This window comes from Paenibacillus sp. UNC499MF (assembly GCF_900107975.1).
GTDB lineage: Bacteria > Bacillota > Bacilli > Paenibacillales > NBRC-103111 > Paenibacillus_F.
Window position 1 is genome coordinate 119582 of record NZ_FNVF01000010.1, and the last position, 25900, is coordinate 145481.

The 25900-nt window shown below is 52.7% G+C and carries 27 protein-coding genes; all 27 read right to left on the reverse strand.

Features of this window, described 5'->3' with window-relative positions:
• Positions 1-103 precede the first annotated feature (103 nt).
• Entirely contained in the window at positions 104-1426 is a 1323-nt protein-coding gene (gene murA, locus C4S74_RS19230; protein ID WP_103996905.1) for a UDP-N-acetylglucosamine 1-carboxyvinyltransferase, read from the reverse strand.
• A 164-nt stretch (positions 1427-1590) separates the two neighbouring features.
• Positions 1591-1842 (reverse strand): DUF1146 family protein, encoded by a 252-nt coding sequence (locus C4S74_RS19235; protein WP_009677070.1) that lies wholly within the window; start codon positions 1840-1842, stop codon positions 1591-1593.
• A gap of 4 nt (positions 1843-1846) precedes the next feature.
• Complete coding sequence (locus C4S74_RS19240) at positions 1847-4399, reverse strand: S8 family serine peptidase (protein WP_103996906.1); 2553 nt, start codon at positions 4397-4399, stop codon at positions 1847-1849.
• A 137-nt stretch (positions 4400-4536) separates the two neighbouring features.
• Positions 4537-6051: an NADH-quinone oxidoreductase subunit N gene (locus C4S74_RS19245; RefSeq protein ID WP_103996907.1), complete on the reverse strand. Its 1515-nt coding sequence runs from the start codon at positions 6049-6051 to the stop codon at positions 4537-4539.
• A gap of 3 nt (positions 6052-6054) precedes the next feature.
• Positions 6055-7683 (reverse strand): NuoM family protein, encoded by a 1629-nt coding sequence (locus tag C4S74_RS19250; RefSeq protein ID WP_103996908.1) that lies wholly within the window; start codon positions 7681-7683, stop codon positions 6055-6057.
• Positions 7673-9547, reverse strand: coding sequence for an NADH-quinone oxidoreductase subunit L (gene nuoL / locus C4S74_RS19255; RefSeq protein ID WP_103996909.1), 1875 nt, complete (start codon positions 9545-9547; stop codon positions 7673-7675). The genes C4S74_RS19250 and nuoL overlap by 11 nt, the downstream gene beginning before the upstream one ends.
• A gap of 82 nt (positions 9548-9629) precedes the next feature.
• Positions 9630-9941 carry an NADH-quinone oxidoreductase subunit NuoK gene (gene nuoK / locus C4S74_RS19260; protein ID WP_103996910.1) on the reverse strand — a complete coding sequence of 104 codons (312 nt, stop codon included), beginning with the start codon at positions 9939-9941 and terminating at the stop codon, positions 9630-9632.
• Position 9942: 1 nt separating this feature from the next.
• Positions 9943-10473 carry an NADH-quinone oxidoreductase subunit J gene (locus C4S74_RS19265; RefSeq protein ID WP_103996911.1) on the reverse strand — a complete coding sequence of 177 codons (531 nt, stop codon included), beginning with the start codon at positions 10471-10473 and terminating at the stop codon, positions 9943-9945.
• Positions 10466-10918 (reverse strand): NADH-quinone oxidoreductase subunit NuoI, encoded by a 453-nt coding sequence (gene nuoI / locus C4S74_RS19270; protein WP_042233867.1) that lies wholly within the window; start codon positions 10916-10918, stop codon positions 10466-10468. The genes C4S74_RS19265 and nuoI overlap by 8 nt, the downstream gene beginning before the upstream one ends.
• Before the next feature lie 46 nt (positions 10919-10964).
• On the reverse strand, positions 10965-11972 hold the full coding sequence (gene nuoH, locus C4S74_RS19275; protein ID WP_103996912.1) for an NADH-quinone oxidoreductase subunit NuoH: 1008 nt from the start codon (positions 11970-11972) through the stop codon (positions 10965-10967).
• Positions 11972-13069, reverse strand: a complete 1098-nt coding sequence (locus C4S74_RS19280) for an NADH-quinone oxidoreductase subunit D (RefSeq protein WP_103996913.1) — start codon at positions 13067-13069, stop codon at positions 11972-11974. Before C4S74_RS19280 ends, nuoH begins: the two co-directional genes overlap by 1 nt.
• A gap of 4 nt (positions 13070-13073) precedes the next feature.
• The gene (locus C4S74_RS27210) at positions 13074-14054 is read right to left on the reverse strand and encodes an NADH-quinone oxidoreductase subunit C (RefSeq protein WP_103996914.1); all 981 of its coding nucleotides are present in this window, start codon (positions 14052-14054) and stop codon (positions 13074-13076) included.
• Positions 14051-14569, reverse strand: coding sequence for an NADH-quinone oxidoreductase subunit B family protein (locus C4S74_RS19290; protein ID WP_009676983.1), 519 nt, complete (start codon positions 14567-14569; stop codon positions 14051-14053). The genes C4S74_RS27210 and C4S74_RS19290 overlap by 4 nt, the downstream gene beginning before the upstream one ends.
• Complete coding sequence (locus C4S74_RS19295) at positions 14554-14919, reverse strand: NADH-quinone oxidoreductase subunit A (RefSeq protein WP_103996915.1); 366 nt, start codon at positions 14917-14919, stop codon at positions 14554-14556. Before C4S74_RS19295 ends, C4S74_RS19290 begins: the two co-directional genes overlap by 16 nt.
• Positions 14920-15109: 190 nt before the next feature.
• Positions 15110-15514, reverse strand: a complete 405-nt coding sequence (locus tag C4S74_RS19300; RefSeq protein ID WP_103996916.1) for a F0F1 ATP synthase subunit epsilon — start codon at positions 15512-15514, stop codon at positions 15110-15112.
• Positions 15515-15660: 146 nt separating this feature from the next.
• Positions 15661-17070: a F0F1 ATP synthase subunit beta gene (gene atpD / locus C4S74_RS19305; protein ID WP_103996917.1), complete on the reverse strand. Its 1410-nt coding sequence runs from the start codon at positions 17068-17070 to the stop codon at positions 15661-15663.
• A gap of 44 nt (positions 17071-17114) precedes the next feature.
• Positions 17115-17978 (reverse strand): ATP synthase F1 subunit gamma, encoded by an 864-nt coding sequence (gene atpG, locus C4S74_RS19310; protein WP_103996918.1) that lies wholly within the window; start codon positions 17976-17978, stop codon positions 17115-17117.
• Positions 17979-18026: 48 nt separating this feature from the next.
• On the reverse strand, positions 18027-19541 hold the full coding sequence (gene atpA / locus C4S74_RS19315; protein ID WP_103996919.1) for a F0F1 ATP synthase subunit alpha: 1515 nt from the start codon (positions 19539-19541) through the stop codon (positions 18027-18029).
• A 16-nt stretch (positions 19542-19557) separates the two neighbouring features.
• Positions 19558-20106, reverse strand: a complete 549-nt coding sequence (locus C4S74_RS19320; RefSeq protein ID WP_103996920.1) for a F0F1 ATP synthase subunit delta — start codon at positions 20104-20106, stop codon at positions 19558-19560.
• On the reverse strand, positions 20103-20588 hold the full coding sequence (gene atpF, locus C4S74_RS19325; protein WP_042233891.1) for a F0F1 ATP synthase subunit B: 486 nt from the start codon (positions 20586-20588) through the stop codon (positions 20103-20105). The genes C4S74_RS19320 and atpF overlap by 4 nt, the downstream gene beginning before the upstream one ends.
• 110 nt (positions 20589-20698) lie before the next feature.
• On the reverse strand, positions 20699-20911 hold the full coding sequence (gene atpE, locus C4S74_RS19330) for a F0F1 ATP synthase subunit C (protein ID WP_068777401.1): 213 nt from the start codon (positions 20909-20911) through the stop codon (positions 20699-20701).
• A gap of 106 nt (positions 20912-21017) precedes the next feature.
• Complete coding sequence (gene atpB / locus C4S74_RS19335; protein WP_103996921.1) at positions 21018-21797, reverse strand: F0F1 ATP synthase subunit A; 780 nt, start codon at positions 21795-21797, stop codon at positions 21018-21020.
• A gap of 26 nt (positions 21798-21823) precedes the next feature.
• The gene (locus C4S74_RS19340) at positions 21824-22192 is read right to left on the reverse strand and encodes an ATP synthase subunit I (RefSeq protein WP_103996922.1); all 369 of its coding nucleotides are present in this window, start codon (positions 22190-22192) and stop codon (positions 21824-21826) included.
• Positions 22185-22418, reverse strand: coding sequence for an AtpZ/AtpI family protein (locus C4S74_RS19345; protein ID WP_009677071.1), 234 nt, complete (start codon positions 22416-22418; stop codon positions 22185-22187). Before C4S74_RS19345 ends, C4S74_RS19340 begins: the two co-directional genes overlap by 8 nt.
• Before the next feature lie 197 nt (positions 22419-22615).
• The gene (wecB, locus tag C4S74_RS19350; protein ID WP_103996923.1) at positions 22616-23752 is read right to left on the reverse strand and encodes a non-hydrolyzing UDP-N-acetylglucosamine 2-epimerase; all 1137 of its coding nucleotides are present in this window, start codon (positions 23750-23752) and stop codon (positions 22616-22618) included.
• A 23-nt stretch (positions 23753-23775) separates the two neighbouring features.
• Positions 23776-24405 carry a uracil phosphoribosyltransferase gene (upp, locus tag C4S74_RS19355; RefSeq protein ID WP_009676968.1) on the reverse strand — a complete coding sequence of 210 codons (630 nt, stop codon included), beginning with the start codon at positions 24403-24405 and terminating at the stop codon, positions 23776-23778.
• A gap of 240 nt (positions 24406-24645) precedes the next feature.
• Positions 24646-25896 carry a serine hydroxymethyltransferase gene (gene glyA / locus C4S74_RS19360; protein WP_103996924.1) on the reverse strand — a complete coding sequence of 417 codons (1251 nt, stop codon included), beginning with the start codon at positions 25894-25896 and terminating at the stop codon, positions 24646-24648.
• Positions 25897-25900: the final 4 nt, after the last annotated feature.

The window sequence follows — 25900 nt, forward strand, 5'->3', positions numbered from 1 at the left end:
AGACATTTGCTAGATTAGAACGAAAACCGGCACCCCGATAGGAGAGCCGGTTTTCATCTTATATCTGATTCAATCCGGTAACGGATCATGAAAGTACAGGTGCTTAAGCCCAGGTAGGCTGAACGGCGAACAGTCCGATTTCTTGCGGTATCTCCTGCTCTTCTTCCTGCGGGACGACCCGTTGAATATCGGCACCCACCGAACGGAGCGCGGAGGTAATATCCACGTATCCCCGGTCAATGTGGTGAAGCCCGGTAATCTCGGTCTCTCCCTCGGCCACAAGAGCGGCCAGAATCAAAGCGGCACCCGCGCGGAGGTCGGTTGCGCACACTTTGGCGCCTTTGAGCTTATTGCTCCCGCTCACGACAGCCGTACGGCCGTCGACTTTGATCGAAGCGTTCATGAGCATAAATTCGTCCACGTGCATGAACCGGTTCTCGAATACCGTCTCGGTAACCAGACTCGTGCCGTCCGCAACCAGCTGGAGCGCCATCATCTGAGACTGCATATCCGTCGGGAACCCGGGATAAGGCAGTGTCTTGATATCGGCCGCGCGCAGAGGTTTATCGGCTCGGACGAGAATACCGTTCTCATCCTCTTCCACGTGCACGCCCATCTCCTGCAGCTTTGAAATCACGGGGCGCAGGTGATCGCCGATGGCTCCTTCCACGTACAATTCACTGCGTGTAATAGCAGCGGCGATCATATAAGTACCCGCTTCAATGCGGTCCGGTATGACGCTATGTACCGCGCCCTTCATTTTTTCCACGCCTTCAATGCGGATGACACCCGTACCGGCACCCCGGACAACCGCGCCCATCGCATTCAAGTAGTTGGCCAGGTCGACGATTTCGGGCTCTTTCGCCGCGTTTTCAATAATCGTCGTGCCCTCGGCCAGAGTTGCGGCCATCATGATGTTCTCGGTCGCGCCTACACTGGCGACGTCGAGATAGATTTTCGCGCCTTTGAGACGCTTATCCACTCTGGCTTCGATATAGCCCTGGCCCAGCTCGATCTCCGCTCCCATGGCTTCAAAGCCTTTGAGATGCTGATCGATCGGACGCGTGCCGATGGCACAACCTCCCGGCAGGGAGATACGGGCTTTGCCCATGCGGGCCAAAAGCGGTCCCATTACGAGAAAAGAAGCCCGCATTTTACGAACGAGCTCGTAAGAAGCTTCGTACGTCTCGATCGTTTGAGCATTTACTTTCACGCTCTGGTTATGGTAGCTGAGCTGCAGGCCCAGGCTTCTAAGTACTTTGTTAATTACAAGTACATCGTCAAGCGGAGGAGCGTCATGTATGACACTTTCTCCTTCCGCAGCCAAAATTGATGCCGCAATGATGGGCAGTACAGCGTTTTTGGCGCCGTTAACTTTAATCTTGCCGGCTAATTTACGGCCACCGCGGACGATAATTTTGCTCATCTCGGTCCCTCCGCGTCTTAATTTATCGTTCTAATCGGGTAAAACGTGACTGTCGGTCTATGTCGTCATGAACACACCATTCATACAGTTCGGAATGGGGTCTGGGTTTGGCACCGTTGTACTACCATTGTTTACAAGTCTAAGCGATGTTATTCGACAAAATGTCAAAAAATTCCGTTTAATCCTACAGACCATTCCAGATACTTTAAGAAAAAACTGGCTACCAGGTAGCCGAGTCCGATGGACATAAACACTTGCAGCATCTTGGCTGCCGGACTGCGCGGCTGCTTCAGCAGCACGTCGAACCGGAACTGCTGGAGTGCCCACCACGACAGTCCCACGGCGGCTAAATACACAACAATATTGATCAGGGGCATTTGCGGAACAACAGTTGTCAGTTCTTCCATATTCGACATGTTTCTACCTCTTCCTCCCGAAAACATTCGAAAGCCGGGACAAAAGGGCTGCAAAATCGGCCCGGGTCGCCTGGTTGTCAGGGTGATAAGTCCCATCCGGGAAACCCCGGATCCAGCCGTCCCCGGACATTTGCTTCAGAATGCCAACACCCCAATACCGGTCGTTAACGTCCAGGAAAGGGGAACGCCCCCGGTATTTGCCTGCCATCTGCATCGTATTCGCGATCACTTGCGTCATTTCCATCCGGGTCAGAGGCTGATCCGGACGGAAATGCCCATCCTCATATCCGTCCATGTAACCGGCCATTGTTGTCCTTGCAATGGAATCATAGGCCCAATGGCTGCTGCTGAGATCCGGATAGTCTACCGCCCTGCTCTTCTCCAGGCGGAATCCGTTCGCCAGCATTACAGCGGCCTGTGCGCGGGTGATCGGCAGGTCAGGGTAAAATTTGTAGCTCCCGTCTCCGTCGATAACATGCCTGCTGGCCAGGTCTGCGATAGCCTTCTCGGCCCAATGCCCGTGAATATCGGAAAATCCGGCAACGAGAGGCTGTGCGGCCGCATTCAGCTGATACATCTGCTGGTTAGCGGCCCTATCACTCTGCAGCTTGATATAATACAAGCCTGCCGGCAAGCGCCGGTCGAGAACGAGATTCTCGGCAGTTCCTTCGCTGCTCTTGCTGTCGAGTTGCTTCAGAGTCTGATCGTACAGCGTGAACATCACATCGCATCCCCGCTGTAGAGAGCCAAGCTTAAGCTGCATCAGACTTTCCTGCTCCAACCGGAATTGGAACCAATCCAAATCTGAAGAACTCTCTATAACGCCGGGATGATCGGCTTGCAGTGTCAGTGTCGTAGCCTGGTAAGGCTTATTATTGGGTTCATTCGGGTCAATCAGCTTAGGTGTATAATCAACCGACAGCGTGTATTCTCCCATCACCGGTTGCGTATTGTCCTTCACATTGCTGATCCGGATATAATAATCGCCTGCCGTGACATTCATAAGTGGAGACGCCTCGGTCGCTCCTTCTCCAAACTGGTCAAAAGTTGTCGATTTTTCTCCCTTTTTCTGAATCAATACTACCGGGTCTATTCTAGCGGTATCCACGGAAGTTTTCAAGCGGAGAGTGCCGGATTTCGTAAAAGAAATCACAAACCAATCCTGATCGTTCTCCTGATGAAACGTGCCCTTTAAAATCTGACTTCTCGCAGGCAGGGAAGTCGCCTTATACTGATGGTCGTTATCTTCAAAAGCGTCCTGATAAATCTGGAAATCGGTCTGCAGCGTATACAGGACGGCCCCTGCTTTGCCCGGATCCAGAAGACTTGCCGCGATTTTGCTCTTTCCCTTCTGAACAGGCAGAGTCACAAGCGGATTTTGAGGGTCCGTGGTGAAAACCTCTTCTGCCTCTTTATTATCCCGAAAGTACCGAATAGAAACAGGACTGCCGTCACTTGTTTTTAAGACAAGCTTCACAAAACCGTCATAAGGACTATCCAGTGTAAACCAATCGGTATCTTTTCCGGAGCTGAAATCCGCATGGATAAGCGTGTGCACAGGCAGCATAGGCGCATGACCCGAATCGTCGTTTGGCTCGAAACGGTCGCTCAGCAGCGGCTCCTTCAGCAGGCGGTCGACCCGCAGGAGCCCGAAGCCTGTCGTCGCATCCCAGCCGGGCGACTCCAGATCATCCGCCGTCTGCTTGATGAGCTCCCTGAGCTGCCAGGGCTCCAGATAAGGGGAGCGGCCCCATAACAGCGCCGCGGCTCCCGCCACCTGCGGAGCGGCCATCGACGTGCCTTCCTTGCTCTCGTAGCCCCCGCCTTTGGCGGTGGTGTACACCTGCCAAGGCGCCACGAGATCAAGATCCGGTCCGTAATTCGACCGGTCGTCCGCGTGGCGCGCGGAGGTCATGCCGCCCACCCCTAGCACCGTCGGGTACGCGGCGGGATATTTCACGCTGCCGCCTTCGTTGCCGGTGGCGGCGACGAGAAGCACGCCGCGCTCCTCGGCATAGCGGACCGTGCCGGCCATGAAGCTTGAATATTTATTCAAGCCCAGCGAGAGCACGACGATCTTGGCCCCGTGATCGACGGCATACCGGATGCCTTCGCCAAGCTTGGTCTCGCCGCCCGTACCGTCCGCTTCCAACGCCTTGATCGGCATGATTTTGGCGTTGGGCGCGATGCCGGCTATGCCTTTGTCGTTGTTCATCCTGGCGGCGATAATCCCGGCCACGTTCGTACCGTGGCCGTTGTCATCCTGGGGCTTCTCCTGCGGATTAAGCAGATTCGCCCCCGGGACGAGCCTGCCTTCCAGATCGGGATGCGTCAGGTCAACGCCCGTATCCACGACTGCCACGATGACAGGCCCGTCGCTGTCGCCCGCCTGTGCCCAGGCTTCATCCATATGTATGTCATCCAGGTAGGTTTGTTTCACCCGCAAAGGATCGCTGGAAACCGGATACGCCTGTACGTTCGATATACCGACGGTCCACACGAGCAGTACAATCCCGAGCCATCCATACATCCATTTATATCGAAATTTTCGGTTCATTTGAAGAGTCCTCTTTCGGTCATTTTAAAAAAATAAATAAGCCCCGATAATTGCACGCCGCCTGTCTGCACATCAAAACAATAAAAAATAAGCCCCTCCACTGCCCAAACAGCGGAGAAGCTTATATTATATCAAATTTATGACAGGATTAGGAGGTCCCTAGTCAAACTGAATATCCGGTCGATATAAGCGAGCAGATATCCGGGAATAAGTCCAAGCAATACCGTCAGACCCGCACACAGCCAAAGGGTGATTCCCAGGGGAACCGGAACGCGTACGGGCCGGTCTTCAAGATCGGCGCGCATGAACATTTGCCGGATAATGCCGAAGTAGTAATAGAACGAAACGACGCTCGTAATCATCATAACGGCACCGAGCCAGTATAAATGCGCCTGCATCGCGCCGAACAGCAAATATAATTTCCCAAAAAATCCCGCGGAAACCGGAATCCCCGCCAATGACAGAAGCAGGAGAACAGCGGCCGCAGACGTCCAGGGAGCACGGTAGTAGAGTCCGGCAAACCCTTTAATCTCCTCGTCTCCGGTCGATTTTTCTATAATCTGAAGGACGGCGAAGGCTCCGATATTCATCAACATATAGGCGATCAGATAAAAGAAAAACTTGGAAAAGTTATCCACCTGCACCAGATTGATATGGACGGCCAAAGGCACGAGGAGATAACCCGCATTGGCGATACCGGAATAAGCCAGCAGCCGTTTGGCGTTTTTTTGCCGCAGCGCGACCGTGTTGCCCCAGATCATCGCCGCTGCCGCCACTACTGACAGAGCCAGGAAAATATCCTTTTGAAGCCCTTCGTCTCCGAACTGTCCCAATGCCAGAAGCACATAAAAGACCCGGAACAAGATGGCAAAAGCCGCCCCTTTGGATATAACGGCGAGAAAAGCGGTAACCGGCGTCGGAGCTCCCTGGTAGACATCCGGCGCCCAGGAATGGAAAGGCGCGGCGGCTATTTTGAAACCGAACCCGGCTAAGAGCAGGAAAAAAGATACATACAGGAGCGGTTTGTAGCCCTCATAGCCGGCCACGATGGCCGCCTGTATCGCACCCATGTTCGTTGTTCCCGCCATCCCGTAAAGGAAGGACATGCCATACAAAATAATGGCGGACGATATTCCGCCCAATATGACGTACTTGAACGCGCCCTCGTTGGACCGGGTGTTTTTCTTTTTCATGGCGACAAGCACGTAGGAAGTAATGCTAAGAAGCTCCAATCCGACGAATAGCGTGATGAGGTCGGCGGAGGAAGCCATCACCATGGCCCCGAGCACAGCCGGCAGCAGGAAATAATAATATTCCCCGACGTGCGGTATTTCCCCGTCTTCCACGCTCCCGAGACTCATTAGAACGATAAGTGCGGTTCCGCCGAGGAATACCAGTTTCAGCAAGTTTCCGAAATCGTCTATACGGTAACTTTCGTTAAGGAGCACAATTGCCTGATCGGGATTAAGCTGGGCGATAACCAAGGCGATAGAGACCGCGATGCCGGCTAGAGAGAGCCAGCCGATCCATTTCCGGTTGACCGCCTTCGGCAAAAACAGATCGAGCACCGACAGCAGGATAGCCGTGATAACCAGTGTTATTTCCGGGAGCAGATGCGTTAAATCCTGTACATGAATTCGTATCGGTTCCACGTTCTACCCCCCTATCTTCCCAGCTAAGCTGTGAATCGTCTGATGGAATCCGTTTACCGTCTGCTGCAGAGGCTCGCTCAGTATTCCCGGATATACACCGAGCAGAAGAATGAAAGCGACCAGCGCAATCATCGGCACCACTTCTACAAAACGGGCATCCGGCAGTTCCTTGAACCGTTCCGGCAGCGGGCCGTGAGTAATTTTCATAACCCCCCGCAGAACATAAGCGGCCGTCAGGATAATGCCGACTGCACCTATAATCGCCAGAACCCGGGCCGTACCGAACAAGCCGATAAACGCCAGCAGTTCGCTCACGAAGCCCGAGAGCCCAGGCAGTCCAAGGGAAGCAAGCCCTCCCACAAGCAGAATAGCGCTTAAAAACGGCATGGATTTTGCCAATCCGCCCAGCTTGCCAAGCTCCGTCGTGGAGGTCCGTTCGTAAATACTTCCGACGAGCAGGAACATGAGAGCAGAGATCAGGCCGTGAGAAACGAGCTGGAAAATCGCCCCCTGCATGCCGATCGGATTAAAGGCCGCCAAGCCCAGCAGGACAATGCCCATGTGGCTGATACTGGAGTAAGCGAGCACTAGCCTGAACTCATTCTGGACAAAAGCCAGCAGGGCCCCGTACAAAATGTTGACGACTCCCAGCAGGGCAAGTACCCACGCCCACTCCTGCGCTTGGGCCGGAAAAAGCAGGATCCCGAAGCGGATGAGCCCGTAAGCGCCCATTTTCAGCAAAATACCCGAGTGAATCATCACCACGGGAGGCGGAGCCTCCGTATGCACCTTGAGCATCCAGGTGTGAAACGGAAAGATCGGCAGCTTGATGCCGAAAGCGACGAGCAGCATGATCAGCAGGACTGTTTTCATGCCCCCGCTCAGGAAAAACGGGTTTTCCGCTCGGGGATCAGGCGATGCCTGATTCACCAGGGCTGCCGGGTCCTGCAGCAGATTATGTACAATCGTCTGGATATCGCCGCTGTAGAAAACGGTCAACTGATTGCCTGCAATCTGCTGTGAAATTCCCGCCGTCGTGACGAGAATAACGAAGGCGATGAGCATGATGGCCGAGCCGAGTCCGTTGTAAATCAGGAAGCGGCTGGCAGCCTTTTCGCGGTCCACGCCGCCCCAGATTCCGATCAGGAAAAACATCGGAACGAGGGTGATTTCGAAAAAGAGGAAGAACAGGAACAGATCCTGGGACGTAAACACGCCGAAGACGCCGACTTCGAGCAGCAGCAGCCAGATCGAATAAGCCTTCCACCTTTTCTTGATATAAACCGAAGCCAAGGCGGCCATTGTGAACACTAACGCGGCAAGGAAAACGAGCGGCATCGACAATCCGTCAACGGCCAGATGATATTGAACGGTCCAGTAGAAGCTGGCGAGGCCTTCAACCCCTTCTTTGTTGAGGGGGATGCGGATCCAGTCCAGCTGCTCCTTGAACTGCATCCCCGCCGTCCCGTTGGAATAGGCCGCATACAGCCACACGCTGAGCAGAAGCGGGATTCCGGTCGCCGCCACGCATACGGCCTGGAGCGCCTTTCTGTTCTCCTTCGGCATAAAGAGGAGGACGAGCACGCCCAGCAGCGGGGAAAACACGATCAGACTAAGCAGGCTAGCCGACATGGATAAACCTCCTTCCGGCTATAGCAAGGATGAGAACAAGCAGGCCGAGCAGGGTGATCAGGCCGTAGGTCTGAACTTGGCCGTTCTGCAGCCGCGAGCCCGTTCGGCCCAGTCCGACGGCGGCTGCGGTCGCGAGCCTGACGGCACCGCCCACGATAAACGTGTCTACGGCCTGCAGCAAATACCCGATTCCCCGCAGCGGAAGGACAATGACCGTCCGGTAAATTTCGTCGATATAATATTTACGGCGCACGAGATTGTACAGCCATGGAAACTTTGCGGAGAACAGAGAGCTTTCCGGCTTCCTTGCATATAGCAGGTAACCCAGAACAAGGCCCAGAACGCCCGCTGCCGTGGAGAGAACCATCACGCCCGCGTGAACGGCGGGTTCTTCGGTTCTGCCTGTCAGCCAGTCGCCGAACCACCCGCTCCACGGGGTGTACAGAAAGCCTGCAAGAGCGGCAGGAACCGCCAGCAGAAGGAGCGGAACGGTCATAGAGGTGGGAGATTCGTGAGCCTCTTGACCGCTGCGCGATTTGCCCCAGAATACCAGGAAAAAGAGCCGGGCCATATACAAGGCCGTAAAGAAAGCCCCGGCAATGCCGACCCAGAAGAGAAGCGAATTCGTCTCGTAGGCCTGGGACAGAATCGCATCCTTGGACCAGAAGCCGGAGAACGGTGGAATTCCGGACAAAGCCAGCGTTCCGATGGCGAACGTCCATGCCGTAATCTTCATCTTTCCCCCGACTCCGCCCATCTTGGTAATATCCTGCGTATGTACGGCATGAATGACGCTGCCCGCGCCCAGAAACAGAAGAGCTTTGAAGAACGCGTGCGTAAACAAATGGAACATGCCGGCCGTATACGTGGCGCTCACTCCAAGCGCCATCATCATATACCCGAGCTGAGATACCGTCGAATACGCGAGAATCCGCTTGATATCGTTCTGCGCCGTTCCGATGGTCGCCGCGAAAATCGCCGTAAAACCGCCTACATAAGCGACGACCTGCATGGCCGTATCCGATGCAAGGAATACATCGAACGTGCGTGCGACCAAGTAGACCCCGGCAGCGACCATAGTCGCCGCATGAATAAGCGCACTGATCGGAGTAGGTCCTTCCATCGCATCTGGCAGCCAGGTGTGCAGAGGAAACTGTCCTGATTTACCCATGGCTCCCATAAAGAAAAGAAGCGCGATCCAAGTGGCGGCGGAGCTATCGACCTGACCGCTTGTAAACGCATTTTGTACCGAATTAAAATCCAGCGCATGACCCGGCATGCTCCAAAACAGAAGCAGAATTCCGATAAACAGACCGAAATCGCCTATTCTGGTTACGATAAACGCTTTTTTTGCGGCCGCCTTCGCTTCCGGTTTCGTATACCAGAATCCGATCAGCAGGAACGAACAGACCCCGACAAGCTCCCAGAACAGATAAAACTCCACCAGATTGACTGAAATCACCAGTCCCAGCATCGCAAAAGAAAAGAGCGATATGTAGCTGAAAAACACATGGACCCGTTCGTCTTCCTTCATATAACCGATCGAATAAATATGGACGAGCAGCGAGACGAGAGTGACAATAATGAGCATGATCGCGTTTAAATTATTGACCTCGAAACCAAGGCTTACCGATAAATCGCCGATCCGCAGCCACCGGAAACCGTCCCAGGTGTAATCCTGAACGCCCTTTCCGATTCTTTCGATGAAAATGAGAAGCGCCACGACAAACGAGACGAATATGGCGGCCGTGCTCAGATACAGTCCTGTTTTTCTTGCCGACCTGCCTGAAGCGGTTATCAGTACATAGGCCAGGAGCGGAAACAACGGGATGAGCCAGGCATATTGCGAATAAACGGAAATCATATTATTCCTTTCCTCCTTCAAGGCCATGACGTTAAACAGCTCTGCCAATCAAAGATGAGGATAGAAGCCGGGCCTTTCGCCGCTAATGTTTCATGGAGTCCATTTCGTCCACGTTGCCGGTTCCTTTGTTGCGGTACAGGGCGATCAGGATCGCGACGCCTACAGCCGCTTCCGCCGCAGCGACCGTGATGGTGAACAAGGAAAAAATCTGACCGGTCAGCGCAGGCTGTGCGCCCATTTTGGCGAACGCGACCAGGTTCAGGTTCACGGCATTGAGCATAAGTTCGATAGAGAGGAGGACGATGACGCCGTTCTTCTTGGACAAAGCCCCGTACAAACCGATGCAGAACAAAATGGCCGCCAGTGTCAGATAAGGAGTCACTACACTCGTCACGTTAATCCTCCTCTCTTTTGGCAACGACAATCGCCCCGATAAAAGCTACCGTCAGCAGCACGGACATAATTTCGAACGGAATGACGTATTCGTTGTACAGCAGTTTTCCGATCTCAAGCGTATTGTCCTGTCCGGTTTGAAGAGAGCCCGAGGCCGAAGGAAAGGTCGTATTTTGAATCGCGTAAAAGAGGATGCCGAAGAGTCCCAGCGACCCGATACCGAGCAGAATCTTCTGGACCGGACCGCTCTTGGCTCTCTCTTCCGCCCGGTGGTTGGTCATCATAATCCCGAATATCATCAGGATCGAAATAGCACCGGCATAGATCAGAATTTGGACAAAACCGACAAACTCCGCTTCCAGCAGTACGTATAATCCGGCCAGACTCACGAAAGTGAAGGCAACGGACAGCACCATATGAACGACTTTGGTGAACGTGATCATATAGATGGCGCCCCCGATCGCACAGATGGCAAACAGAAGAAACCACCAGTTCTGGCCTTCCGACAAAAAGCTTCCCAGGCCGCTAAACATCTTTCTTCGCGCCTCCTTTGGGAAGAGCGGAATTGTTTTCTTTACGCACCAGCGTGTTGTTGTCCGTGAGCCATTTCATATCTTTAAACAGCTCGTCACGGCTGTAGGCGCTCAATTCAAAGTGGTTGGTCATCACAATCGCTTCGGTAGGACAAACTTCCGTACAGAGATCGCAAAGGATACAAATTTCAAAATTGATATCGTAGGTGTCGATAATTTTCCCTTTTTTATCGGGATCGGGATTCGGCTTCCCTGTCAGGGTTATACATTCCGTGGGACATACTTTCGCACACATATTGCAGACAATACATTTATCCGGTTCGAAATGCTGGATTCCCCGGAACCGGTCCGGCATTTGCAGGGGTACATCGGGATAAGCGTAAGTCACTTTTTTCTGGGTCATCGTTTTGAGCGTCACGCCTAATCCTTTGATAAGACCTTTCACTGGTCCTCTCCTCCTTTTACGACTTCATAGAACGGCGGCAGCCGCCTTATCCGGTAAGCCCCATGTAAAGAGCCGTTATAAAAATATTGAGCAGCGCCAAAGGCAAAAGAACCTTCCAGCCGAGCCCCATCAGCTGATCGATCCGGATTCGGGGCAAAGTCGCTCTGATCCAGAAAAAGAAGAAAACGATGAACGAGAATTTAAGCAGGAACCAGACAATGCCCGGAATAAAGGTAAGAAAAGCAAAAGGAGCGTGCCAGCCGCCCAGGAAAAGAACGGTAGTCAAGGAAGCGATAGCGAATACGTACACGTACTCCGCAAGCATGAAGAAAGCGAAACGGAATCCGCTGTATTCGACGTGATAGCCGGCTACAAGCTCCGATTCGGCTTCGGGCAGGTCAAACGGGGTGCGGTTGAGCTCGGACACGCCCGCAATGACGAAGACGATAAAACCGATGATCTGGGGGAGGAAGTTCCAGTTCCAGAAATTATCTCCCTGGGCTTCCACGATTTTATGAAGGTTCAAGGTGCCGGTCATCATGATGACCCCGATCACGGAAATGACGAGAGGAACTTCGTAACTGATCATTTGAGCGGCTGACCGCATGCCCCCGAGCAGAGCATACTTATTGTTGGACGCCCAACCGCCGAGAATCATGCCCAGTGTTGAGATGCCGGACAGCGCCACGTAATAAAGGAGGCCGACATCAAGATCGGCATGAATGAGATTAGCCGTGAACGGAATCGTCGCCACAACGACGAAAGCCGGGACAAACGTAAGCACAGGCGCGAGAATGAACAGTTCCCGGTCCGCTTTGCGCGGAATGGTATCTTCCTTGATAAGCAGTTTGAACACGTCAGCGACCGTTTGAAGCAGTCCCAGAGGGCCTACCCGGTTAGGGCCGTATCTCCCCTGCATCCAGCCGATGACTTTACGCTCGAAGTAGATGGCATAGGTAACAAACCCCAGGATGATCAGAAGCAGCACAACGCCGTAGGCCGCGAAAATAAGCCCGGTCGTCCATGACAGCGGTTGTCCGACCAGATCCAGCATCAGCCGTCCACCTCCCCTACAACGATATCGATTCCGCCGAGAATAGTAATGAGGTTGGTCATGGTCTCCCCGACCAGCAGCTTAGGCAAAATTTGAAGATTAACGAAGGAGGGCCGCCGGAACTTCAGCCGGAACGGTTCAGGACGCCCTTTGGACATGATAAAACAGCCGATTTCCCCCCTCGGTGATTCGATCGGTGCATAAATATCGCCTTCGGGCGGCTTGATGACCCGGGGAGCTTTTCCCATCGTTTCGCCTTCCGGAATCTGATCCAGCGCCTGTTCGATGATACGCAGAGATTGAACGATTTCTTCAAGCCGAAGGAGATAACGGTCATAACAGTCGCCGTTGGTTCCTACCGGCACATCAAAATCGAAGCGGTCATAAATACAGTAAGGCTGATCCTTACGCAAGTCCCATTTCACTCCGGTACAGCGCAGATTGGCCCCGCTTAATCCGTAAGCGATGGCCGTGTCGGCATCGTAGCGGCCTACGCCCTTGATCCGTGCCAGGAATATTTCATTGCCGCTGACAAGGCGGTCATACTCTTCCAGCTTACTCTTCATGTAAGGGATAAATGCCCGGATTTTGTCCAGCCAGCCTTCCGGAGCATCCCATTTGACGCCGCCGACACGCATGTAATTATAGGTGAGCCTGGCACCGCACAGCTCATTGAAAAAGTCGATAATCATTTCCCGGTCGCGGAACGCATAAAGAAACGGACTCATCGCCCCGATATCCAGCAAATATGTTCCCCACCAGACAAGATGACTGGCAATCCGCTGAAGCTCCATAACCAGAATACGCAAATATTCGGCTCTTTCCGGTATCTGCAGACCCAGCATCCTTTCGACCGCGTTGACCAGCACATAATTGTTTGTCATGGCCGATACGTAGTCCATCCGGTCGGTATAAGGGATGATTTGAGTGTAATTGAGATTTTCCGCAAGCTTCTCGGTGCCGCGGTGAAGGTAGCCCATGACCGGAATCGCCTCTCGGATAATCTCTCCGTCCAGCTTCACGATAATCCGGAATACCCCGTGGGTACTCGGATGCTGAGGCCCTACGTTAAGCAGCAGTTCTTCTGTCCGTAACAAAACGCTACACCTCCGGGTCGTACGCTTCGTAATCTTTGCGCAGCGGGTGGCCTACCCACTCGTCCGGCATCATGATGCGCGTCAGGTTGGGATGGCCGGGAAATTCAATGCCCAGCAGGTCATAAATTTCCCGCTCGTTCCAGTCCGCGGTCGGCCATACGGAAGCTACGGAGGGAACCGACGGAGCTTCCCGCTCTGTGCGCACGCGGACTCCGTATTCTTGGCGCAGCGGGATAGAGAGCAGATGGTAAACCACTTCCAGCTGGTTTCCGAGATCGACGCCGCTTACGCTGCGCAGGTAGCCGCACTGCAGCTCCTCGTGCTGCAGAAAAACCTCCGCGGCACGCACCCAGTGCTCGCCGCGGATAACCACGAAGGGACGGTGACCGTCAATTTCGTTGATGAACGCTTCATCAACGGCATCCCCGGCCACCTCTCCCTTCAGGATCTCGACCAGCCGGTCCAGCAGCGGCTGGTTCGGGGACGGCGGCTTCGGCGGAGCATCCTCCGCCGGAGCCGCGGTTTTGGCGGCGCGGGCAGCCGCCCGGGCTGCGCGCGCTTCGGCGGCGGCTTTCGCTTTGTCGCCGCCGTCTACGGCTGCTGTCCCTTCCGTCGGGACAGCGGTGTTGGCCGCGGCGGCCGGAACGGTGCCGCCGGATTCATCGGCAGCGGCGCTTCGCGCTGCCGCACGGTTTGCGTCCGTGCGCTGCGCAGCACCGGACGCCGGGGTCTCCGGCGCCGGTCCGCCGGTGCCCTTTTCCGAGGCGCTCCGCTCGGACGAACGAGCCGGAGATGCAGTGTCGTTCCCCGCCGGTTTTACTTCCTCCGGAATCGTATGTAACTCCTTATTTTCCTCTTTCGACAAAATTCCTTGTTTTTCCTTATATTCAATTGTATTCGCTTCCAAGTTTTCGTCTGATTTTGTCGGTTTTGATTGAATATCGGCTTCCTGAGGGTCTTTCTTTTCCTTTTCCTTATCGGTCACAGGTTCGTCACCTGCTTTCCGGTTTTCGCCTCGTATCGGATTTTCTCCTGAAGCTTATTGATTCCATAAATCAATGCCGCCGGGTTCGGTGGACAGCCCGGAATATACACATCGACGGGAACAACCTGATCGACACCTTTTACAACCGCATAAGATTTTACGTACGGACCGCCTGCCGTAGCGCAGGAACCCATCGCGATAACCCACTTCGGTTCCGGCATCTGATCGTACAGACGACGCAGCAGCGGAGCCATTTTCTTGGTTACCGTACCGGCCACGATCATCACATCGGATTGGCGGGGAGATGTTCTGAAAATGACGCCAAAACGGTCCAAATCATAATGCGACGCGCCCGTCCCCATCATTTCGATGGCACAGCATGCAAGGCCGAAAGTGAGCGGCCACAAGGAGTTGCTCCTTGCCCAGGCTTTGACCTGCTCCAGAGTTGTCATAAACACGTTGCGATCCAGTTCGGCACGATCCTCCGGAGTTATCGACTCTAAATTGAAGTCCATTGCAGCACCTTCTTCTTCCAAGCATAGAGTAACCCAACACCGAGAAGCAGGACGAAAATACACATTTCCACCAGTGCAAACAGCCCCAGCTTGTTATATGCCACGGCCCACGGATACAAAAATACGGTTTCCACATCAAAAATGACAAACATTAAGGCGAAAAGATAATACCGGATATTGAACCTGACCTGACCTTCCCCTACCGGCTCATTTCCGCTTTCGTAAGTGGTCGCTTTATCTTCGTTCGGCTTGTTGGGTCTAAGCCATCTGCCGATCGTAAGAGCTGCAACCGGAAGCAAGATGCCGAGTGCGACGAAAATGGCTACGATCACATACTTTACCGTGTACATCTGATTGAAACCGCCTCCATTTTCATAAGAAATCTTGAATCATCTCATAAAATTTGGTAATGTAATGCCTTTCCAATTATAGCATACGCTCAAAAAATGTGTCTAATGAAAATGATTTTAGTTGTAAACGCATTCTTTGACAAAAAATAAAAAACAGAAGACGCATTAAACGTCCTCTGTTTCTGCTTGCTTATTTTTGCTCGTAAACCCCGATCCGGTTCAACGCCCGTTTAAGAGAAAGCTCGGCGCGCTGGAAATCAGCTTCGTCTTTCTTACCCGTTAAACGTTTCTCGGCGCGTTCCTTCGCAGACTTCGCACGTTCGATGTCAATGTCGCCAGGCAGCTCCGCACTTTCCGCCAGGATGACAACCTTATCTTTGCGCACTTCCATGAAACCGCCGTTCAAAGCGACGATATCTTGTTTGCCATTCTCAAGCTTGATTGTGGCGGGTGCGATTTTCAAAGGTGTCACAAACGGAATGTGGTTCGGAAGAATGCCAAGTTGGCCTTCGATGCCGTCGACACTTACCATGTGAACATTCTGGGTATATACGATGCGCTCCGGAGTTACGATTTCCAAAAGGAAAGTACTCACGCTCATTCCTCCCCAGAACTTTCGCTAGAAAGTTCGTTCGCTTCGTAAGCTTTTCACCTTGTCCAAGAGAGGGCATCGTGAGAGTTCCTCTCTCCGACTCGGATCAAACCAGGGAAAGCAGGCAGACGCCTGCATGACCCGATTGCTTATACCATCGTTCTTGCCTTTTCAACGGCCTCATCAATCGAACCCACGTTAACGAAAGCTGCTTCCGGCAGGTCGTCATGCTTGCCGTCAAGCAGTTCTCTGAAGCTGCGCACGGTTTCTTTAACCGGGCAGTAGAGACCTGGCATACCGTTAAACGCTTCGGCAACGTGGAGCGGTTGGGACAGGAAGCGTTCTACGCGTCTTGCGCGGTTAACGGCAATCTTGTCATCCTCGCTCAACTCGTCCATACCGAGGATCGCGATAATATCTTGAAGTTCTTTGTAACGTTGAAGCAGACGCTTAACGCCTTGTGCCACTTCATAGTGCTCTTCGCCTACTACCTGAGGAGTCAGGATACGGGAAGAGGAAGCAAGCGGATCAACGGCCGGGAAGATACCTTTCGCGGCAATGGAACGCTCGAGGTTAGTCGTTGCGTCCAAGTGGGCAAACGCAGTTGCCGGAGCCGGGTCAGTATAGTCATCCGCCGGTACGTAGATCGCTTGAATCGACGTTACAGAACCTTTGGTCGTGGAAGTAATACGCTCTTGAAGTTGACCCATTTCGGTTGCCAGCGTAGGCTGGTAACCTACCGCGGACGGCATACGTCCGAGGAGGGCGGAAACTTCGGAACCCGCTTGTGTGAAACGGAAGATGTTGTCGATGAACAGAAGTACGTCACGGCCTTCCTCATCACGGAAATACTCCGCCATAGTCAGACCGGAAAGAGCAACACGAAGACGCGCGCCTGGAGGTTCGTTCATTTGACCGAATACCATTGCGGTCTTGGCGATAACGCCGGAATCACTCATCTCGTGATAAAGGTCGTTACCTTCACGTGTTCTTTCACCTACGCCCGCAAATACGGAAATACCGCCATGCTCCTGCGCGATGTTATGAATAAGCTCTTGCATGGTTACGGTTTTACCTACACCCGCACCACCGAAGAGACCGATCTTTCCGCCCTTCATGTAAGGAGCAAGAAGGTCGATAACCTTGATACCCGTTTCCAGCATCTCGGCTTGAGTCGTCAGATTGACGTACTCAGGAGCTTGCTTGTGAATCGCGGATGTCAGGGTCCGGTCCGCAGGACCTTTACCGTCGATCGGATCGCCCAGTACGTTGTACACGCGACCCAGCGTAGCAGGACCGACCGGTACGGAGATAGCGGCACCCGTATCGATGGCTGCCATTCCGCGCACGAGACCGTCCGTGGAAGACATGGCTACACAGCGTACTTGGTTGTCGCCAAGGTGTACGGCAACTTCAACTGTCACTTCGCTGTTTTCTTGATCAGCGGATTGAGCAGTTTTTTGAATTTTAATGGCATTCAGAATCTCGGGCAGATGTCCACGTTCGAACTCGATGTCGACAACCGGTCCCAAGACCTGAACAACACGTCCTTTGCTCATTGTATTTCCCTCCTGTACTCAAATGCTTAGTTCCGCACTGCGCATTAATTCAATGCGTTGGCACCAGCAACAATCTCCGAAATTTCCTGGGTAATTGCCGCCTGACGTGCACGGTTGTAGGAAAGTGTAAGCTCTGCAATCATCTTCGTCGCATTCTTCGTCGCGCTGCCCATAGCGGTCATACGCGCGCCGAATTCGCTCGCTTTGCTTTCCAGCACGGCGCTGAAAATGACCGTTTCCGCATACTTCGGAAGCAGTACTTCCAGAACGCCTTCGGCGGAGGGCTCATATTCGTAGGAAGAGACAGCGCTGCTGCCGGACTCCGGCTGCTCGAGCGGCAGCAGTTTTTTCTCAACCGGCGTTTGCGTAATTGCGTTATGGAACTGGTTGTAATAGACGTACAGCTCGTCGTAATTGCCGTCGATGAAGTTCTGCACAGCGGACGAAGCGAGCTGCTTGATATCGGCGAACGTCGGAGAATCGCTAAGGCCTGTGACTTCGTCAAAGACCGGGATGTTTCTCCGCTTGAAGAAATCCCTGCCTTTGCGGCCGACAACGAAAACCGCATATTCATCCGAAGATTTATGGCGTTCACGAATAGCGTTTAACGCCTTCCGAAGCACGTTGGCGTTAAAACCGCCAGCGAGTCCGCGGTCAGAAGTCAAAACCAGATATCCCGTACGTTTGACTTTACGAACCTGGAGCATCGGATGCTGAACGCCTTTCGAGCCCGCAGCCACACTAAACACAACTTCGCGGATTTTGTCCGCATAAGGACGGGAAGCCTCCGCATTGGTTTGAGCGCGCTTCAGCTTGGAAGCCGCCACCATCTCCATTGCTTTAGTGATCTGCATTGAGCTCTGTTTGCTCTTAATCTGACGCTTAATCTCGCGTATACCCTTAGCCATACCGTTTCACCCCCTGCAGCTTGATTATGGAATCGCAAATTCTCATAATTATCCGGATACCGAGAATCCTTTACGGAATGTCTCGATAGCTGCAACCAGCGCTTTTTCCGTGTCGGAAGTTAGATCCTTCGTGTCGCGGATGGAGCTGGCGATTTCCGGTTTGTTGGCATCGAGGTATGCAAGGAATTCTTTTTCGAAACGGGTAATGTCTTTAACCGGCAGTTCGTCCAGGAAACCTTTAGTAGCGGCATAGATGCTGATAACCTGTTTTTCGAAAGGCATCGGCTCGTTAATACCCTGCTTCAGAATTTCCAGTGTACGCTCACCGCGGTTCAGACGGGAAAGCGTTGCTTTATCAAGGTCGGAACCGAACTGCGAGAAAGCAGCCAATTCGCGATATTGTGCAAGGTCAGTCTTGAGGGTACCGGCAACTTTCTTCATGGCTTTCACTTGAGCGGAGCTACCTACACGGGATACAGAGATACCCACGTTGATGGCCGGACGCTGACCGGAATAGAACAGGTCGGACTCCAGGAAGATTTGACCGTCCGTAATGGAAATTACGTTGGTCGGAATGTACGCCGATACGTCACTCGCTTGAGTTTCGATGAATGGAAGCGCCGTGATGGAGCCTCCGCCCAGCTCGTCGTTCAGCTTGGCTGCACGCTCAAGCAAACGGGAGTGAAGGTAGAATACGTCACCCGGATAAGCCTCACGGCCCGGAGGACGACGGAGAAGCAGGGAGAGCTCACGGTAAGCGGCAGCTTGTTTGGACAGATCGTCATAAACGATCAAGACATGCTCGCCTTTGTACATGAAGTATTCGCCCATTGCGCAACCCGAATAAGGAGCCAGGAAGAGCAGTGGAGCCGGTTCGGATGCACTCGCGGTTACGACGATCGTGTAATCGAGAGCGCCGTTGCGGCGGAGTGTATCCACTACGTTGGAAACGGTGGACTGCTTCTGTCCGATGGCAACGTAGATACATTTCACGCCATTGCCTTTTTGGTTGATGATCGTATCGATGGCAATCGCCGTTTTACCGGTTTGACGGTCACCGATGATCAACTCACGCTGGCCGCGGCCGATCGGCACAAGCGCGTCAATCGCCTTGATACCGGTCTGCATAGGCTCGTGTACGGATTTACGCGCCATAACGCCAGGAGCCGCGGATTCAACCGGACGGTAGCCGGAAGCTTCGATCGGTCCTTTGCCGTCAATCGGCATACCCAGTGCGTTAACAACGCGTCCGAGTAGCGCTTCGCCTACAGGCACCTGCATGATGCGGCCTGTACGCTTAACTTGGTCACCTTCGCGGATTTCCGAGTACGGACCGAGAATGATGATACCCACATTGTTTTCTTCCAGGTTCTGCGCCATGCCCACAACGCCGTTGGCGAACTCGAGAAGCTCACCGGCCATGACGTTCTCCAAGCCGTGCACACGAGCGATACCGTCACCGATAGTGATAACCGTACCGACTTCAACGACTTGCAGATCTGCTGTATAATTTTCGATTTGCTGCTTAATCAGCGTGCTGATTTCATCAGGTCTGATACTCAACGAACCTCACCCCTATCTACATTGCTTGAGCTTGTTTCAGCGATTTATCCAAACGTTCGAGTTTGCCAGCCAAACTGCCGTCGTATAGACGGTCACCGATCCGAACAGTAATGCCGCCAAGCAAGCTCGGGTCGACTACCGTCTGTACACGAATTTGTTTGCCGGTTATACGGCTAAAGTTGTCTGCAATTTCCTTGACTTGTACTTCAGACAGCGGCAGGGCTGTATGAATCGTTGCGTCTGCCTGGCCAAGCGACTCGTTGGAAATCTGAACAAAGTCGGACAGTACAATAGGAAGCAGGGATTGCCGTCTTCTATCGATCAGGAGTTTAATCGTATTCATAACGAGCGGAGAAATCCGATCCGCAAAGATGTTCGACAATAGCTGACGTTTTGCAGGCACGTCGATATTCGGATGATCCAGAACGCTGCGCAGTTCCGCATGATCCTGGATCGTCTGAACAATCTCGGTCAGTTCAGTTTCAACTTGAGCGACCGTGTTCTGCTCCTTCGCAGCTTCAAAAAGTGCTTTCGCATATCTTTTCGCTACCACGATGTCACTCATTTAGATCCCCCTACCTCATTCAGGTAATGGTTCACCAATTCTTCCTGTGACTTTTCGTCAACTTGCTTTTCAATAATTTTAGAAGCGATCATAACGGACATGGCGCTAACTTGACCGCGCAGTGCTGCAACCGCTTTGTTTTTCTCGCTTTCGATCTCGCGTACCGCTTCTTCTTTCACGCGGTCCGCTTCGCTTTTCGCTTTATCGACGATTTCTTCGGCTTGCTTGGAGCTCGTCAATTTAGCTTGCTCAATCATTTGGTAAGCTTCTTTACGTGCCTCTTGAATTACCTGCTTCTGTTCTTCGAGCATTTGCTCGGCTTGAACACGACTTGCGTCAGCAGAGTTCATCTGGTCGGCAATCAGCTTTCTGCGCTCTTCCATCGTTGCGAGCAACGGACCGAAGGCGTATTTGCTGAGCAGCCAGTATAGAATTCCGAACGCGACAAGCGCGAATACGAACGATTCCCAATTCCAAGACATTCGAGTCACTCCTTTCCGTAACTGTGTGCTGGGGCGATTCTTCAAGAACCTAATTCATAGCGAAGGCGCGGATGGCTCAGGCCTTCCCCGCCCAACCGAGGCTATGCGAATTAGCTGAAGAAAATCAGGAAGCCCAGAACGACACCGATAATCGGAACAACCTCGACGATACCAACACCGATAAACATAGTTGTTTGCAGTGTACCGCGAAGCTCAGGTTGACGAGCGATACCTTCTACTGTCTTGCTTACGATCAGACCGTTACCAATACCAGCGCCAAGTGCGCCCAAACCGATTGCTAATGCTGCTGCCAGGAATTCCATGAAAAATTTCCTCCTCAGAAAATAGGTTTTGTACCTGTAATGTGTATATGGATCCCACGCCTTGCGGAAGCCGCGCAGAGCTGCTAAACGCAGCTGAGCCGATCATTTAGTGATCTTCATGATGAACGGTAGCTTGGGAAATGTAAACCATGGTAAGGATGGTGAACAAGAATGCCTGGATGGCACCTACGAAGATACTGAAGCCCTGCCAAACGGCGAGCAGCGGTATTCCTACAACACCCAGCATCATAATGGTGGAGATCAGAACCTCACCCGCAAAGATGTTCGCGAACAAACGAAGAGCAAGCGTCAACGGCTTGGAAAGCTCTTTAATGATGTTCAGCGGCAGGAAGAACCAGAACGGCTCAAAGTAGTGCTTAAGATAATGCTTCGTGTTCTGTGTCAAACCGAGTGTATTCGTCATAACAAACACCATCAGGGCGAGTGCGGACGTTACGGAAAGGTCGGCTGTCGGTGATTTCCACCAAGCCACAGAAGCATGCTTGCCTGCTTCCTCCAGCTCATGAATACGGGCATCCGTCAAGACTTGCTGACCGAATAGCGTAAATCCATGATGATGGTCGGTTACGATACCGAACGGAAGACCGAGAAGGTTGGAGACAAAGATGAACATGATTAATGTCAATCCTAACGAAATGTAGGACTTTGCCTTGCTGAGCGGCATCGTACTCGCAATGGTGTTATGAACGAACTCAACGACCCATTCCATAAAGTTTTGCAATTTGGAAGGTTTGTCGACGGACAGGTTCCGTACGGACAGAAGAGCCAGGACTAACACAACCACGCAGGATACGATAATCGCCAAAAAGGTTGAAATGTCAATATCGATACCATTTTCGAAGTGTAGCACGGGAAACTCATGCATTTTCCAATTTCACCCCTTTCCATGCATTACGGTTTGTGTGGACGACTCAAAATGCCGACTAGCAAAAGTATAAATGGAACCAAAAAGCAACCAATTATGGTTGAGGCGATATCAAGGTGTTGTGGAAATTTAAGCGCAATCATAACGGCAAGGAGCACTGTGGCCAGACGGCTTAAAAATCCGAGACTCATACGCTGTGCGCCCCGCTCCGCAACGGTTTTGCCGATCAAATCGACTCTGCGCTGAAGGAGCAAAGCATTGATGCCGCTTGCAACCGCACCCACTGATAATCCTGCAGCTACCGTACGTACGGAAGGGACAAGCGCCCAGACCAGTAAACATGCGGCTAGAAGCAGAAGTGCGATACGCATAGCTTTCTTGAGCAGGTCATTCATCGGGTTCCTCCAGAAACTTCTTAAGCAGCATGATAACCGAAGCGATCCCCGCGAAGAGACCGAGCATCACGCCTGCTACTATCCAGCTTCTCGGACCGCCAAAACGCTGGACTGCGAAGTTCGCGGCGAAGTAGCCGAGCAGTGTACAGATAGCGATATCAAGCCCGAGAGCGCCTACAAGGCCGGCAGCCCTCCAAGGATTATCGCGGTTTCCTTTGTTTTTCATGGCTTTGACCCCTATCAATCCTCATATATTGTATCGGAGCAAAGTCTACTTTGTCAATTCGTATAAAATCAAACATTTCGTGAACAGTATTGCAGAAATCCCTTATATATCAAGGGATTTCGGCATTTAAAACCAAACAGTGGAACTGTACAGTGTGACCTTTGTCATTGCATCGTCACAATGTCGAATGAGTTGAGCTAAAAAGAGTCCGGTTTTTCCGTTTTATAGCCGAAATGGTGAAGGATTCCCTGCACGATTCTGCGGGAAGCCTGCCCGTCTCCATAAGGGTTCGCAGCGTCTTTCATGCGATCATATGTTTGCGGATCGGTGAGCAAAGCGCGTGCGCGCTCGTAAACTTTCTGCCCGTCCGTACCGACCATCTCCAGGTTGCCGGTTTCCACACCTTCCGGACGCTCCGTAGTGTCACGAAGAACCAAAGTCGGAATCCCGAAAGACGGAGCTTCTTCCTGCATACCGCCGGAGTCTGTCAGAATCATGTAAGTGTGCGGATAAATATTGTGGAATTCGAACACGTCGAGCGGATCGATCAGCTTAATTCTCGGGTGGTTGCCCAGAATTTCATAAGCAGGTTCCTTAACAGCCGGGCTCGGATGGACCGGATATACGATCGCGACATCCTCAAATTCGTCCGCAATGCGCTTGACCGCGTTGAAGATCTGACGGTGCGGCTCTCCCTGCGCTTCCCTGCGGTGGGCCGTCATCAGGATGAGACGCTTGCCTTCCGCCCAGTCCAGAACCGGATGGTGGAAGTCCTTCTTCACGGTATACTGGAACACGTCCGTTACGGTGTTGCCGGTAACATAAATCGTGTCTTCCGATTTATTCTCTCTGCGCAGGTTGTCTGCCGACAAACCGGTTGGAGCAAAGTGCAGATCCGCGAGGACGCCTGTCAACTGACGGTTCATCTCTTCCGGATACGGCGACATCTTGTTCCAGGTTCTGAGGCCCGCTTCCACATGACCGACTTTGATCTGCTGCAGGAAGGCCGAATAGCTTGCCAGGAAAGTCGTCAGCGTATCGCCGTGCACCAGAATCAGGTCCGGCTTCGCTTCGCGGAAAACAGGTTCCAGCCCTTGAAGAACCCGGATGGTGACTTCGTTGAGTGTTTGACGGTCCTTCATGACGTTGAGGTCAAAATCTGGCTGGATATTGAACAACTCAAGCACCTGATCCAGCATTTGACGATGCTGGGCCGTCACGGCAACGAGTGATTCAATCTGTTCCGGATGCTTCTGAAGCTCCAAAATAAGCGGAGCCATCTTGATGGCTTCCGGTCTTGTCCCGAAAATCGTAATGACTTTCAACCTTTTCATGAACGTACGTCCCTCCAAATTACTTATTTCGTACCGAATAACCGGTCGCCCGCGTCTCCCAGACCGGGAATGATGTAACCGTGATCGTTCAAATAATCGTCGATAGCGGCCACATAGATGTCAATGTCCGGATGCTCTTTCTGGACGGCTTCGATACCTTCCGGAGCGGCGATCAGGCACATCAGCTTGATTTGCACGCATCCGCGGTTTTTCAAAGCGGTGATAGCCAGGTTGGCGGAACCGCCTGTCGCCAGCATCGGATCCACGACGATCAATTCTCTTTCCTGTACATCTGTGGGTAATTTCACATAATACTCGACAGGTTGAAGCGTTTCGGGGTCACGATACAGCCCGATATGACCTACTTTCGCGGCCGGAATCAGATTCAGAATCCCGTCCACCATGCCTAGCCCTGCGCGAAGAATCGGGATAATGCCGAGCATGCGTCCGGAAATAATCCGGCAGTCCGCGGTCGCTACAGGCGTTTTGACCTGTATGTTCTCCAGCTGGATGTTACGCGTAATCTCGTACGCCATCAAAGTGGCGACTTCATCCACCAATTCACGGAAATCCTTGGTTTTCGTATTTACGTCTCTTATGTATGTGAGTTTGTGCTGAATCAAGGGGTGGTCGCAAATGAACACCTTACTCATAGTATTCCTCCCGAATATCGATCTGGCTGATCTGGATGTCTTTCCAACTTTCCACAAACCTCGTCCATTATATCATATGTCTGTTTATATATCCTCCCCAAAAAGCACACTCTCTTATGACAAGAATCTGCTTTTGTATGAACAATCCGTCTACTTTTTTTCATAAAAAAAGGAACCCCCTGCGGGTTCCCGGATTAACTAGCCGCCCGCTGATAAAGCAGGCTATTTATAAGGAAAGAATTAATATTCCAATCCCGTGTAAAGCGGGAATTTGGAGGTAACTTCTTTGACGAGTCCACGGGCTTGGTCGTGAACGGCGGAATCGCTCGGATTTTTAAGCGTAAGGGCGATAATCTTGGCGATTTGCTTCATGGCTTCCGTATCCATTCCACGGGAAGTCGCGGCAGGCGTACCGATACGGATACCGCTCGTTACGAAAGGACTAGTCGGATCGAACGGAATCGCGTTCTTATTGACGGTTACGCCGACTTCGTCAAGCAGATGCTCGGCGTCTTTACCCGTGATGTTCAGGCTGCGCAGGTCGATCAAGATCAAGTGATTGTCCGTGCCGCCGGAAACGAGGTCGATTCCTTCGGCCGTCAAACCTTCCGCCAGCGCTTTGGCATTATCGATAACGTTCTTTCCGTACGTCTTGAAGTCGGCTTGCAGAGCTTCACCCAGCGCAACGGCTTTGGCGGCGATGATGTGCATGAGCGGTCCGCCCTGGGAACCCGGGAATACGGCCTTGTCGATGGCGGCGGCCCAAGGCTTGCGGCACAGGATCAAACCGCCGCGCGGTCCGCGGAGCGTTTTGTGAGTCGTCGTCGTGACAAAGTGAGCATGCGGAACCGGATTCGGGTGCAGACCTGCCGCAACAAGACCCGCGATGTGAGCCATGTCGACCATGAACAAGGCGCCCACTTCGTTCGCGATTTGGCCCAGCTTCTCGAAATCGATGATACGCGGGTAAGCACTTGCCCCTGCAACGATCAGGCGGGGTCTATGTTTGAACGCCGCTTTGCGGACATCATCGTAATCGATACGGGAATCCTTCTCGCTTACTCCGTAAGCTACGAAGTTATAGAGGATGCCGGACGCGTTGACGGGGCTGCCGTGTGTCAAGTGTCCGCCGTGCGCCAGGTTCATACCGAGAACGGTATCGCCCGGTTTCAGCGCGGCCAGGTAAACGGCCATATTCGCTTGAGCGCCGGAGTGAGGCTGTACATTGGCATGCTCGGCCCCGAAAAGTTCTTTCGCACGGTCACGCGCGATATCTTCGACGATATCGACGTACTCGCAGCCGCCGTAATAGCGCTTGGACGGATAGCCTTCCGCGTATTTGTTCGTCAGCACGGTGCCCATAGCTTCAAGAACCGCCTGGCTTACAAAGTTCTCGGAAGCGATCAGCTCGATTTTGTCGCGTTGACGGCCAAGCTCCAGGTTCATAGCCTCAACGATTTTCGGGTCCTGTTTGCGCAAAAATTCTACCATCTAT